This window comes from uncultured Agrobacterium sp. (assembly GCA_913777615.1).
Lineage (GTDB): Bacteria > Pseudomonadota > Alphaproteobacteria > Rhizobiales > Rhizobiaceae > Agrobacterium.
Window position 1 is genome coordinate 1 of the sequence record CAJYTK010000022.1, and the last position, 14,007, is coordinate 14,007.

Here is a 14,007-nt window from a genome sequence, read left to right on the forward strand (position 1 = left end):
CCCGAAGGGCCGGTCATCTTTCCGCGAGGCTCAAAGGCGATCGGCTCGACCGTACCTTTGGGTATGCCCTTCGCCAATCGCCTTTGCCCTGACGAAAACCTGCTCCGGCAGAACGTTTCTATTTAACGAGGAAACGCTCTAGAGCATCTCAGGCGAGTTCGTGATCGCCTGAAAAGCCCTATGATTCATCCAAATCGATCAGACCCCGCTTGCCGGAATGCCCGTGCGTTGCACCTTGCGCGGCGCGGTCAGTTCCTTCCAGGTGGAAAGCGCTTTCGCCGTAGCCGTCAGTGGTGGGCGCGAAACAAAGCGGCCATGGCCTTCGCGGCTTTTCATTGCCCCCTCTTCGACGGCAACATGACCGCGCGTCAAGGTAAAGCGTGGCAGGCCCATCACCTCTTTGCCCTCGAACACATTGTAATCGATGGCCGATTGCTGGCTTGCAGCGGTGATCGTCTTCCCACGCTTCGGGTCCCACACGACGAGATCGGCATCCGCCCCGATGAGGATTGCCCCCTTCTTCGGATAGATGTTGAGGATCTTGGCGATGTTTGTGGAGGTGACGGCAACGAACTCGTTCATGGTCAGGCGGCCGGTGCCGACGCCATAGTTCCACAGCATTGGCAACCGGTCTTCCAGCCCGCCGGTGCCGTTGGGGATCTTGCGGAAATCTCCCAGTCCAGTGCGCTTCTGCTCTGTGGTGAAAGCGCAATGGTCCGTCGCCACGCACTGGAGCGAGCCAGCGGCGAGGCCTGCCCAGAGACTGTCCTGATGCGCCTTGCTGCGGAAGGGCGGAGACATGACGCGGCGGGCGGCATGGTCCCAGTCCTTGGCGAAATACTCGCTCTCATCCAGCGTCAGATGCTGGATCAGCGGCTCGCCATAGACACGCATGCCCTTCTGCCGTGCGCGGCGAATGGCCTCGTGGCTCTGTTCGCAGGAGGTGTGGACGATATAGACCGGGCAGCCTGCCATATCGGCAATCATGATGGCGCGGTTGGTGGCTTCACCCTCCACTTCCGGCGGGCGGGAATAGGCATGCGCCTCCGGTCCGTCATTGCCTTCCGCCATCAGTTTTGCCTGCATCTGCGCCACCACATCGCCATTCTCGGCATGGACAAGCGGAAGTGCGCCCAGTTCGGCGCAACGCTGGAAGGAGGAAAACATCTCGTCATCATCCACCATTAAGGCGCCCTTATAGGCCATGAAATGCTTGAAGGTATTGATGCCCTTGTCGCGGACGATGGTCTCCATCTCGTTGAAGACCTGTTCGCCCCACCAGGTGATCGCCATGTGGAAAGAATAATCGCAGGCCGCACGCGATGTCTTGTTGTCCCACATGATCAGGGCTTCGAGCATGGACTGGCCGGGATTGGGAAGAGCGAAATCCACCACCATTGTCGTGCCGCCGGCGAGTGCTGCGCGCGTGCCGCTGTCGAAATCGTCCGCCGAGTAGGTGCCCATGAAAGGCATTTCCAGGTGCGTATGCGGATCGATGCCGCCCGGCATGACGTAGCATCCCGTTGCATCCAGTTCTTCGCCACCCTTAAGCTCCGGCCCGATTTCGGTAATCACACCGTTTTCGATGCGGATATCGGCCTTATAGGCGAGATCGGCGGTTACGATCGTGCCGTTCTTGATGATGGTCATGATTGCTCCCCTTATTACGACGCACGGCTGCTACTTTATTCCACGAGCCCGGCTGTCTCTATCACGGCATGGAACAGCACGTCGCAACCGGCCGCGGCCCATTCCTTTGAAATCTCTTCAGCTTCATTGTGGGAAAGACCGCCGACGCAGGGGCACATGATCATGGTTGCAGGCGCCACCTTCGCCGCCCAGCAGGCATCATGCCCGGCGCCGGAGATGATGTCTCTATGCGAATAGCCGAGCTTTTCCGCCGAACGACGCACCCTGTCCACGAGAGTGGGATCGAAGGTGATGGGGTCGAAATGGCCCACAGCTTCGACCGAGCAGCCGACGCCCATCGCTTCGCATATGCTCGCCGCTTCCGCCTCGATGCGGTCGCGCATATGGTTCAGCTTGGCGAGATCGGGGGTACGGATATCGACTGTGAAGACGACCTTGCCGGGCAGGACATTGCGAGAATTGGGAGAGAAGATCACCTGACCGACGCCACCGACCGCATCAGGCTGGCTCTCCATCGCGACGGTCTGCACCATCTCGATAATCCGTGACATCGCCAGTCCTGCATTGACGCGCATGGTCATCGGCGTGGAGCCAGTATGCGCCTCCTTGCCCGTCAGGGTAAACTCAAGCCACCACAGACCCTGGCAATGGGTGACGACGCCAATCGTCTTGTCCTCGGCTTCGAGGATAGGCCCCTGCTCGATGTGGTATTCGAGATAGGCGTGCATCTTGCGCGCGCCCACTTCTTCCTCGCCCAGCCAGCCGATCCGCTCCAGCTCCTCGCCATAGGTCTTGCCCTCGGTATCCTTGCGCGAATAGGCATGTTCCAGCGTGTGGACGCCAGCGAAAACGCCGGAGGCGAGCATGGCTGGCGCAAAGCGCGCCCCTTCCTCATTCGCCCAATTGGTCACGACGATCGGGTGCTTCGTGCGGATGCCGAGATCGTTCATGGTGCGCACGACCTCCAGACCCGCCAGCACGCCCAGAACGCCATCGAACTTGCCACCGGTCGGCTGGGTGTCGAGGTGGGATCCGACATAGACCGGCAAGGCGTGGGGGTCTTCGCCAGCGCGGGTGGCGAACATCGTTCCCATCTTATCGACACCCATGGTGAGACCTGCGGCCTCGCACCACGACTGGAACAGGGCGCGGCCCTCGGCATCTTCATCGGTTAGCGTCTGGCGGTTGTTGCCGCCAGCAATGCCGGGACCGACCTTCGCCATGTCCATCAACATGTCCCAGAGCCTGTCGGCATTCACGCGCATGTTTTCGCCGGGCGCAGCCATAGCGTTTTCCTTCCAGTCGTGTTCGCCAGCAGTGGTTCTTCGTCACACTGCTGGACGTCGTTCCCGTCCTTAGCCTCCGGTATGGAACGCTTACCGCTCTCATCCGAAACCTTTTCTTGTTCATCTGCATCCCACGAAAAATCGTGATTCGCCAACCTGTAAACAAAGATCGATCTTTAATGGCTAAGCCTCGACCTAAACCGGCGGACGACAGAACGCACCGGTCCCGTCTTTATATTTTCCTTATGTCGGCGCTCCATCTTCCCAATCGAAATCTGACGGCCTGAAGGATCATCATGCGCTCCTGACATAACAGGAGAACCCTATGCCCGATGTCCTTTTTCTGGCGCTCGGCTTCGGCACGCTGATCGTGCTGGCGCTTTACGCGCGCGCCCTCAACCGGTTTTGAGAGGCGCCGCCATGCTGGAACCCATCTTCGGCCTCGTCGTGGCAATTGCGCTCGGCGTCTACCTCATCATCACATTACTGCGTCCGGAACGCTTCTGATTTTCCTGGAGAAATCCCATGACCATTCTCGGGTGGCTGCAGATCAGCCTCCTCTTCATCGCCGTGCTTCTGTTTATCAAACCGCTTGGCCTTTACATGGCGCACGTGTTCAATGGTGAGCGGACCTGGCTGACGCCTATCTTCTCTCCCATCGAGCGCGCGCTTTATGCTGTGGCAGGCGTCGACACCAAGAAGGAACAGAGCTGGCTTGGCTACACGCTGTCCATGCTTGCCTTTTCGATTGCCAGCTTCCTTGCGCTCTATAGCATCCTGCGCCTTCAGGCTTTCCTGCCCTTCAATCCACAAGGCTTTGCCAATGTGGAGCCGGGCTTGGCGTTCAATACCGCCGTAAGCTTCGTGACCAACACCAACTGGCAGAACTATGCCGGTGAAGCGACGATGAGTAACTTCAGCCAGATGGCCGGTTTGACGGTTCAGAACTTCCTGTCCGCCGCTGTCGGCATGGCGCTGGCGATTGCATTCACCCGCGCTTTTGTTCGTTCGCAGGCCAGCACACTCGGCAATTTCTGGGTCGATATGACTCGCGCCACGCTTTATGTTTTGCTGCCGATCGCGGTCATCGTCGCAGTAACGTTCGTTGCCATGGGCCTACCCCAGACGATGGACGCCAGCGTGACGGCAACGACGCTTGAAGGAAGTCAGCAGGTCATCTCGCTCGGGCCCGTTGCCAGCCAGGAAGCGATCAAGCAGCTCGGCACCAATGGTGGCGGCTTCTTCAACGCCAATGCCGCCCATCCCTTCGAGAACCCGACTGCGCTTTCGAACTATCTCAACATCTTCTCGATGCTCACCATTTCGGCAGCCTTCATCTACACTTTCGGTCAGATGGTCGGCAGCCGTCGTCAGGGCTGGGTATTGCTGACCGCCATGGCCGTTCTGCTGATTGCGGGTGTTGCCACCGTCTACTGGGCCGAAAGCGCCGGCAACCCGATCCTCACATCGATCGGCGTCGATGCCGCACAGGGCAATATGGAAGGCAAGGAAGTTCGCTTCGGCCAGGCCATGACGGCGCTTTACGCTGCGGTGACCACCGGCCTTTCCGATGGCGGCGTCAACGGCATGCACGGCTCCTTTACCGGTCTTGGTGGCCTTGCGCCAATGTTCCTCATCCAGCTTGGCGAGGTTTTGCCGGGCGGTGTCGGATCCGGTCTTTACGGCATGCTCGTCTTCGCGCTTCTGTCGGTCTTCGTCGCCGGTCTGATGGTCGGTCGCACACCCGAATTTCTCGGCAAGAAGATCGAGGGCCGCGAGATGAAGTTCGCCATGCTGGCGGTTCTCATTCTCCCCACGGTCATTCTCGGTTTCACCGCGCTTTCCGCCATGCTGCCCTTTGCTGCCGCCAGCATCGGAACGGGCGGTCCGCACGGCCTCTCGGAAATCCTCTATGCCTTCACGTCCGCGGCCGGCAATAACGGCTCGGCCTTCGGCGGCCTTTCCGGCAATACCGACTGGTACAACACCACACTCGGCATCTCGATGCTGCTCGGTCGCTTCGCCTATGTCGTACCGGTCATGGCGATTGCCGGATCGCTTGCCGCCAAGGTTCGGGTTCCGGCCTCCGCCGGCACCTTCCCGACGGATGGCCCGCTCTTTGTCGGCCTTCTCATCGGCATCATCCTCATTCTCGGCGGGCTGCAATTCTTCCCCGCACTCGCACTCGGCCCCATCGTCGAACACTTCGCGATGCTTGCCGGCCAAACATTCTAAAAGGCATAAAGATGTCCACCAATCCCAACTCATCGGCTCCCGCCAGACCGGGTCTTTTCGACCCCGCCATTGTCGGGCCGGCCATCAAAAACGCCTTCATCAAGCTCGATCCGCGGCAGTTGATGCGCAACCCGGTGATCTTCGTCACCGAAATCGTTGCGGCTGTCGTCACCATTTTCTTCATCCGCGACCTGATCGCCCATAACGGCACGGCCATCTTTTCCGGCCAGATTGCGGCATGGCTCTGGTTTACGGTGCTTTTCGCTACCTTTGCGGAAGCGGTGGCGGAAGGACGTGGCCGCGCCCAGGCTGACAGCCTCAAGCGGACCCGCTCTGACCTGACCGCCCGCCGCGTGAGCGCAGACGGCAAGGAAGAAAGCGTCGCGGCTACCCTGCTGAAAGTCGGTGACATCGTCGTTGTCGATGCCGGCGAACTGATCCCCGGCGACGGCGAAGTGATCGAAGGCGTGGCATCGGTCAATGAGAGTGCGATCACCGGTGAATCGGCACCCGTCATCCGCGAATCCGGCGGCGATCGCTCTGCCGTCACCGGTGGCACACAGGTTCTGTCCGACCAGTTGAAAATCCGCATCACCACGCCGCCCGGCGCAAGCTTCGTCGATCGGATGATTGCGCTGATCGAAGGTGCGGAACGTCAAAAGACGCCAAACGAGATCGCACTCTCCATTCTGCTGTCCGGCCTGACGCTCGTCTTCCTCATCGTCGTTGTGAGCGTGTGGGGACTGGCTGGATATTCCGGTACGCTGGTCTCCGTTACCGTGCTGGCAGCCCTTCTCGTCACGCTCATTCCGACTACCATCGGCGGCCTTCTCTCCGCCATCGGCATTGCTGGGATGGATCGTCTCGTACGTTTCAACGTCATCGCCACGTCGGGCCGTGCGGTGGAAGCGGCAGGCGACGTCGATACGCTGCTGCTCGACAAGACCGGCACCATCACCTTCGGCAACCGGATGGCAGCGGATTTCCTCCCCGTGCCGGGCGTCACCGCCGAACAGGTAGCCGAAGCAGCGCTGCTCGCCAGCCTTTCAGACGAAACGCCGGAGGGTCGTTCCATCGCAGCGCTCGCGACAGGCGAGTTCGGTATTGCCTCACCCAAAGTGACCGTCGATGCCGTCACTCCCTTCTCGGCGCAGACTCGTCTATCCGGCGTCGATACGAACGGCAAGTCTTTCCGCAAGGGCGCCATTGATGCCATCCTGAAGTTTGCCGATGCCACCGATGGCAAGGCGCCAGCGGAATTTCACCAAGCCGTGGACCGCATTGCCCGTACCGGCGGCACGCCGCTCGGTGTGGCCGAAGGTAACCGTCTGCTGGGCGTGATCCATCTGAAGGACGTGGTGAAACCCGGGATCAAGGAGCGTTTCGCCGCGCTACGTGCAATGGGTATTCGCACCGTCATGGTAACGGGCGACAATCCCGTCACCGCAGCAGCGATTGCCTCCGAAGCGGGCGTGGACGATTTCCTTGCCGAAGCGACGCCTGAAGACAAGCTCGACTATATTCGCCGCGAACAGAAGGGCGGCCGATTGATTGCCATGTGCGGTGACGGCACCAACGATGCGCCAGCCCTTGCGCAAGCCGATGTCGGGGTTGCCATGCAGACCGGAACGCAGGCCGCACGCGAAGCCGCCAATATGGTGGATCTCGACTCCAGCCCGACCAAGCTCATCGAGATCGTCGAGATCGGCAAGCAGTTGCTGATGACGCGCGGTTCGCTGACGACGTTTTCCATCGCCAACGACGTGGCCAAATATTTCGCCATCATTCCGGCGCTCTTCCTCACCACCTATCCGGCGCTTGGCGCCCTCAACATCATGGCGCTCTCATCCCCGCAATCGGCTATCCTCTCGGCGGTCATCTTCAACGCGCTGATCATCATCGCGCTGATCCCGCTGGCTCTAAAGGGTGTGGCATACCGTCCCGCCGCAGCCGCGTCGCTACTGCGCCGTAACCTGCTGGTCTATGGGCTTGGCGGTCTGCTGCTACCCTTTGCCGGTATCAAGGTCATCGATATCGCCGTTTCCGCGCTTCATCTGGTGTAATCATGCTGAATCAAATTCGTCCCGCCATTGTCATTCTGGCTTTCTTTATCGCGCTGACCGGTCTCGGTTATCCGCTGGCCGTCACCGGCATCGCCCAAGCTGTGCTGCCGGCACAGGCAAACGGCTCGCTGATCCGCAATGGCGATGCGGTCATCGGCTCCAGCCTGATCGGCCAGAACTTTACCTCGGACCGCTACTTCTGGCCGCGCCCCTCTGCGACCAGCCCGGATGCCTACAACGCCGCCGCTTCCTCTGGCTCCAATCTTGGTACCACATCTGCCAAGCTGAAGGACCGGGTTGCCGGCGACGTTGTACGGCTGAACGGCGCGGGTATTGCCTCGCCGGTTCCGGCTGACGCCGTCACCACATCCGGCTCCGGCCTCGATCCGCACATCACCCCGGCTTTCGCCGCAGCCCAGGTTGAGCGCATCGCCAAAGCGCGCAGCCTTTCACCGGAGGCAGTGAAGGGGCTTGTCGAACAAAAAACGCAAGGCCGGCTCCTCGGGATTATCGGTGAACCGCGCGTCAATGTGCTAGAGCTTAATCTTGCGCTCGATGCGCTGAAGAGCTGAGACGAATGGCGTCACATGACCGTGAGGGCTTGAACAGGCCCGATCCCGATGCATTGCTTGCCCTGGCGGAGAAAGACCGCCGGGGCAAACTCACTATTTTTTTGGGCGCAGCGCCCGGTGTCGGCAAGACCTACGCGATGCTGGCGCGTGCGCGCCGGCTGAAAGCCGATGGTGTCGAGGTCGTGGTCGGCCTTGTCGAGACGCATGCCCGGGCGGAGACCTCGGCACTTCTCGACGGCCTGGACGTCCTTCCTCGTGTGGAGGTGGACTATCGCGGCAAGATTCTCAAGGAATTCGATCTGGACGCAGCGCTTGCCCGCAAGCCGCGCGTCATCATCGTCGACGAACTCGCTCATTCCAACCCGGAGGGTTTCCGCCATCCGAAACGCTATCAGGATATCGAGGAGCTGATCGCAGCGGGCATCGATGTCTGGACTGCGCTTAACATCCAGCACCTCGAAAGCCTGTCCGATCTCGTCTCGCAGATTACCGGTGTCACCATTCGTGAACGGGTACCGGATACCGTGTTGAAACGTGCCGACGATGTGGTTCTGGTCGATCTGCCGCCCGGCGAACTGATCGAGCGGTTGAAGGAAGGCAAGGTCTATCTTCCCGATAGCGCGAGACGGGCCACCGACCGCTTCTTCCGCCTTGGCAATCTGACGGCGCTTCGCGAACTCGCCCTTCGCCGCACCGCAGACCGGGTGGACGATCAGATGGTCGATTATCTCCGTCAGAATGCCATTGAAGGGCCCTGGGCGACTGGCGAAAGATTGCTGGTCTGCATTGGCGCCGATGCGCTGTCCGACAAGGTCGTGCGTGTGGCAAGCCGTCTTGCCTCGGGGCTCAACGCGCCCTGGACGGTCGTCAGTATGGCGCGGGACGATCAGGAGACCATGGATGAGGACAGTCTGAGGCGGATCGACGAGGCCTTTCGGTTTGCCGAAAAACTCGGAGCAGAGACGCGCCACCTGACCGGCAATGACTTCGTCACGGAGATCCTGAAACTTGCGCGGCGTGAGCATGCGACGCAGATCGTCATCGGTTCGCAGCGACGCCGCTGGTTTTCCAATCCTTTCCGACCGAGCCTTGCGGATGCTCTGGCGAAGGAAGCGAGCGGCGTTGGCCTGCATCTGGTCACTTCGGATGGAACCAAGGCGCCGGCATTCGCCCGCAAGAAGCAGCGCTTTCAGCTTTCCGTCTTCTCTCGGTCGCTTCTCTGTGCCATCGGCGCTGTCGCAGTCGCCACGCTTATCGGCCTGGCGTTGGATGAATTCACCCATCTGCCGAATATCTCACTGCTGTTTTTGCTTGCCGTACTGGGCGCCGCATCCGCCGCTGGCTTCACGGCGGCCTTGATGGCGGCCGTCGTCTCGGCGCTCGCTTACAATTTTTTCTTCATCGCACCGGTGGAGACCTTCACCATAGCCTCGCCGCATGAGGTCTTTGCGCTGGCTGTCTTCATCGTCGCAGCACTGATCGCCGGCAGTCTCGCATCGCGCATTCGCGAACAGGCGCAGGCAGCGCGCCAGCGGGCCGCAGACATGCAGGCGCTCTACGATTTCTCCCGCAAGCTTGCGGGGACGGCCAAGCCGGAGGAAGTCTTGTGGGCGTCAGTCACGCAGTTGCAGGGAAGCATAGGCCGTCACGTCGTGATGCTTCTGCCCAAGGGTGACGATTTGGAGGTGGTGGCCGCATGGCCGCCCGACACAGAGCTTGGCGTTTCCGAACTGACGGCGGCGCGGTGGGCGAGCAGCCGATCGGAGCCTTCCGGTTTCGGCACGGGCACGCTTCCCAATGGACGCTTCCAGTTTCGTCCGCTGACAAGCCCCCATGGCGTCGTCGGTGTCTGCGGCTTCGAACCCGGCGCAAGCGGGCTTGATTCCAATGCCGAACGGAAACTCGCCGCCATTCTTGACCAAGCGGCCACGGCCATCGACCGCGCCCGTTTGTCCTCCGAAAGCACCGAGCAGGCGGCAAGGCTGGAGGGTGAGCGCTACCGGGAGGCACTGCTGTCGTCGATCTCGCATGATCTGCGCACGCCTTTGGCGACAATCACCGGGTCTGTTACCAGCCTGCGTGAACTGGGTGACCGCATGTCGCCGGAAAGCCGTGACGATCTTCTGCAATCCATCGAGGAGGAAAGCGCAAGGCTCAGCCGCTTCGTCGCCAATCTTCTGGACATGACACGCATCACTGCGGGCACCTTGCAGGCGAAACGGGACTGGGTGGATGTCGCCGACGTGATCCGCTCTGCGGTGGAACGAGCGCGAAAATATTTCCCGTCGCAGAGCTTCGAGACTGGCGTTGCCAGGGATTTGCCGGTCATCCGCGCAGACTCGGTTTTGCTCGGCCAGGTGCTTTTCAACCTTCTCGACAATGCCGCTAAATATGGTGGCGGCGACCCGGTCAATGTCTATGCACGACGTGACGGGAACGAAATCGTCATCTCTGTCACGGACAACGGCAAGGGCATCCCTGGCGAAGATCTCGACCGCATCTTCGAAAAATTCTATCGTCGCTCGCGCTCGGACGGACGTTCTCCAGGAACAGGGCTTGGTCTTTCAATCGCTCGAGGTTTTATCGAAGCCTTGGGCGGGCGCATATATGCAGAAAGTCCGGCGGTGAAAAAGCGTGGCACCCGCATCGTCATGCGCTTTCCGGTGACCGAAAGAAGTGAAGGCAGGCAGCAACGATGACATTGGGACGTATTCTGGTGGTGGATGACGAGCCGCAGATCCGGCGCTTCCTTCGCCCGGCATTGGCTGCCGCCGGTTACGACGTGATCGAGGCGGAGAATGGCGCCGACGCGATCAAGGCGGCGGCAACGGCAGCGCCAGATGTCATCATCCTCGATCTCGGGTTACCGGACATGGACGGCAAAGATGTCATTGCCAATCTTCGCGGTTGGTCGACATTGCCCATCATCATTCTTTCCGCCCGCGACCGCGAAACCGAAAAGATCGCCGCCCTCGATCTTGGTGCCGACGACTATATCGAAAAGCCATTCGGCATCGGAGAACTCACCGCGCGCATCCGCACCGCCATGCGCCATGTCGGCAAGTCCGAGATGCTGCCCTCTTCCATCGAGGCGGATGGCCTGTCGATCGACACACAGCGCCGTGTCGTCGCCCGTGGTGGCTCAAGCATCAAGTTGACGCCAAAGGAATACGATCTTCTCACGCTCCTGGCGCACCATGCCGGTCGCGTGGTCACGCACCGCACTCTTCTGACCTCAGTCTGGGGGCCAGCCCATGGTGAAGACCTGCATTATCTCCGAGTCTTCATCGGTCAATTGCGACAGAAGGTCGAACAAGACCCGGCACAGCCAAAGATTATCCAAACCGAGCCAGGGGTCGGCTATCGTTTTGTAACGGAATGATGCGGGGAAAAATTGGAAGACGTCGGAGGATGCGCTTTGCGCTTTCGTTCCGGTGCCTGCCCATCAGCCTAGGGGGGCTGATGGGCCTTGACTGGAGTCAACAGACGACGCTTTTGGCGGTGGATCACGCCTTTTGACTGGGATTATGATGACTAGAAAAACTGAGTTTGTCCAGTATTATTTAGCATTTTCTAAAATAAAAAGCCCGACGAAACGCCGGGCTTTCCAAGTCAATACAGTCGGTTAGACTATATTAGAACGAACGCTGCAGACGAACGAAACCGTTCCACTGGTCGGTGTCGGCACCGTCTTCGTCGTAGTAGTTGACAGCGACCTTGGTGGAGAGACCTTCGGTGATTTTGTAATCAACCGTGATACCAGCCTGCCATGCATCGCGGTTCGAGAAGTCGTTGGAAACGATGGCCGTACCGGTCTGAACGAAGGTATCAGCACCGTTAATGTCAACAATTCCACCGACAGCTGCACGGTCTGCAACATTGCCGAACCACTGAGCACCGGGAGTGATCGTCAGGCGATCAGTCGCCTTGATTGCGTATTCAGCAGCGATCGCCCATTCGGACTCTGCGTAGTAAGCGTTTGCGCCGGAAGCCCAAACACCAGCCAGGCCGAGCGTGCCAGGACCGATTTCAGCCGTTGCGATCAGGCGAACTGCGCCTTCTTCCTGATCAACGTCGTAGGAGCCGATCAGCTGAAGAGCAGCTGCCCCGAAGTTGCCACCGATGCCGCCGGTGATACCGACGTTATTGTCACGCTCCTGTGTGTAAACGCCGTACAGGTTACCATCAGCGTCAGTTACAGTCGCGCCAGTGTCGAACGCGAACTGGCTGCCCGTGCCTTGCAGTTCGTCAACCGAGATACCTGCCCAGAAAGAGCCGGCGTCGTAGGTGTAACGAATGGAGTTGAACAGAGCGTTCGTGGACAGAACGTCAGCTTCGCCAGAGAGGCCATCGTCCCACCAGCTGTAGAACTTACCGACCTTCAGGCCGCCGAGTTCGATGAAGGCCTGGTCAACGAAGACAGACGAAGACGCCGCGGAACCGTTGTCGGCATTGCCGCGGAAGCCGATGAAGCCACGCAGAGCGCCGAGCTCGGTGTCCGTGCGGGTGTCAACTTCGAACTGAGCGCGCGTGAAGGAGTTCCAGTCAGACGTGCCGGAGAGATCACGACCGAAGTCGGTCTGGAAACGAACGTAACCGCCGAACTTGAGGCAGGTTTCGGTGCCGGGGATGTAGAAGAAGCCTGTGCCGAATGCATCGCAAACGCGGACATATTCCAGGGGCTCTGGCTCAGCAGCGACGATCGCGTCAGCAGCTTTTGCGCCAGATACTGCTGCAAGAGCTGCAGCGGAGCCGATGAGAAGGCTCTTGATGTTCATAATGACCTCCAGTCATGTTTCGTTATAAAAGCGGCGACTAGGTACACGCCCTTGAGGTTGCCCCCCGCTTCACGGATCAATAGACAGAAACACTCCATCTCCCGCAATCGAATATCACTAAATTAGGATGTTTTCATATTAGCCGATTTGCGGCGTGTTGTATTTTAGGCACAACTTACGTTAGGGAGATCGAATATTCCTGCCGGATTTTAAGACGCCGTTAAGATTTGCTGGGTCGCTGGCCTAGGACTTGTGCTGTTCAGAGAGGACTTTGGAAACTACGATTCGGGCGAAGTGAAACTTGCGGCGATTGGAAGCGGCCAATCGGACGGTTGGGAGTCTTCTCGCCCAGCTAGACGGACAAAGCGATCAACACCCCGCCGACCTATAAAGTTTGGCTGTGAAATGGCGCCGCGTCAGCTACGCCTGTCCCACACATCCACATAGAACTCATTTCTGGGAAGTGCCATTGGCATGGGCGCCCACGAACCTCAAGGCGTTTTCCAGGCCTTCAGTAACATCGCGACAAATTTTTCTGCTGCAGGCGAGAGCGCGCTGCTTCGTCGTTGCACGATACCGATCGTGCGCGAGACCACCGGATCCACAATCGGTCGAGACACGAGATAGGGGTGGTCCTCTTGCGGGGTTGCTAGGCGCGGTAGCACCGAAATGCCGAGGCCGGCTTCGACGAGTCCCAATGATGTATTAAGATGCGTCACCTCGTAGAACCAGTTGAGCTTCAGATTGTGCCGTGCAAGCGCACCGTCCAACAGGGTTCTATTGCCGCTGGAACGATCCACCACGACGAGGGGATAAGGCTCCAGCTGATTCCAATGAATGGTGTCGTGTTTCGCTAACGGATGGTCCTTTCGCATGGCCAGAACGAAAGGATCGTCGATGAGAGGTTCGAATGACAGATCAGGATCGGAGTTTCCCATCAGGTTGATGCCGAACTCCACCTCGCCACGTGCCACAGCCTGCAGGCCTTCATTGGCCGTTAGATCGCGAATGCGTAGTCTTATATGAGGATACTGCTCGCTGAAGGTCTTAATAACGGTGGGCAGAAAGTAGAATGCGGCCGTCGGCACGCAGGCCATGGTTATCAGGCCGCGGCGGAGCGAGCCATCCCGCATCGCGAACAGTGAGCCGTCGAATTCTTCCAACATGCGCCTGACCAGCGGCATCACCTCCTGCCCCATGGCGGTCGGTGCTACGTGGCGGGTCGTGCGCTCCAGCAAGGGCGCGCCGATGGCCTGTTCCAGTTTCTGTATGCGCCGCGTCAACGCCGGTTGCGAGATGTGCAGCGCCTCAGCTGCGCGATGAAAACTTTCCAACTCCACGACCGCCTGAAAAGCTCGAAGATCCAGAATCTCGCAATTAATGCTCATATCGCAATAAACCTCTCGAAAATTGCATTTAACAA

General features: G+C 59.5%; 10 protein-coding genes. 6 read left to right on the forward strand and 4 right to left on the reverse strand.

Annotation, left to right across the window (positions count from 1 at the left end; all coding sequences use genetic code 11):
* Nucleotides 1–198: 198 nt before the first annotated feature.
* Complete coding sequence (gene hydA, locus QZ862_RS19465) at nt 199–1,653, reverse strand: dihydropyrimidinase (protein WP_296101656.1); 1,455 nt, start codon at nt 1,651–1,653, stop codon at nt 199–201.
* A gap of 32 nt (nt 1,654–1,685) precedes the next feature.
* On the reverse strand, nt 1,686–2,936 hold the full coding sequence (locus QZ862_RS19470; protein ID WP_296101452.1) for a Zn-dependent hydrolase: 1,251 nt from the start codon (nt 2,934–2,936) through the stop codon (nt 1,686–1,688).
* 420 nt (nt 2,937–3,356) lie between these two features.
* On the opposite strand from QZ862_RS19470, the gene kdpF reads away from it, so the two are divergent.
* Genes kdpF through QZ862_RS19495 form a run of 6 tightly spaced genes read left to right on the forward strand, consistent with a single transcriptional unit; the run spans nt 3,357 to nt 11,188 of the window.
* On the forward strand, nt 3,357–3,443 hold the full coding sequence (kdpF, locus tag QZ862_RS21380; RefSeq protein WP_082447277.1) for a K(+)-transporting ATPase subunit F: 87 nt from the start codon (nt 3,357–3,359) through the stop codon (nt 3,441–3,443).
* A gap of 18 nt (nt 3,444–3,461) precedes the next feature.
* Entirely contained in the window at nt 3,462–5,171 is a 1,710-nt protein-coding gene (gene kdpA, locus QZ862_RS19475) for a potassium-transporting ATPase subunit KdpA (protein WP_296101453.1), read from the forward strand.
* 11 nt (nt 5,172–5,182) lie between these two features.
* Complete coding sequence (gene kdpB / locus QZ862_RS19480; protein ID WP_296101454.1) at nt 5,183–7,234, forward strand: potassium-transporting ATPase subunit KdpB; 2,052 nt, start codon at nt 5,183–5,185, stop codon at nt 7,232–7,234.
* A gap of 2 nt (nt 7,235–7,236) precedes the next feature.
* Nucleotides 7,237–7,806 (forward strand): potassium-transporting ATPase subunit KdpC, encoded by a 570-nt coding sequence (gene kdpC, locus QZ862_RS19485; RefSeq protein WP_296018148.1) that lies wholly within the window; start codon nt 7,237–7,239, stop codon nt 7,804–7,806.
* Between the two features lie 5 nt (nt 7,807–7,811).
* Nucleotides 7,812–10,505 (forward strand): sensor histidine kinase KdpD, encoded by a 2,694-nt coding sequence (locus QZ862_RS19490; RefSeq protein WP_296101455.1) that lies wholly within the window; start codon nt 7,812–7,814, stop codon nt 10,503–10,505.
* Nucleotides 10,502–11,188: a response regulator gene (locus tag QZ862_RS19495; protein ID WP_113259898.1), complete on the forward strand. Its 687-nt coding sequence runs from the start codon at nt 10,502–10,504 to the stop codon at nt 11,186–11,188. Before QZ862_RS19490 ends, QZ862_RS19495 begins: the two co-directional genes overlap by 4 nt.
* Before the next feature lie 253 nt (nt 11,189–11,441).
* Here the strand turns inward: QZ862_RS19495 and QZ862_RS19500 are convergent, their stop codons facing one another.
* Together QZ862_RS19500 and QZ862_RS19505 are read right to left on the reverse strand one after the other, a co-directional pair.
* Entirely contained in the window at nt 11,442–12,584 is a 1,143-nt protein-coding gene (locus QZ862_RS19500) for a porin (RefSeq protein ID WP_296101456.1), read from the reverse strand.
* A 491-nt stretch (nt 12,585–13,075) separates the two neighbouring features.
* Nucleotides 13,076–13,972, reverse strand: coding sequence for a LysR family transcriptional regulator (locus tag QZ862_RS19505; RefSeq protein WP_153312176.1), 897 nt, complete (start codon nt 13,970–13,972; stop codon nt 13,076–13,078).
* Between the last annotated feature and the right edge of the window lie 35 nt (nt 13,973–14,007).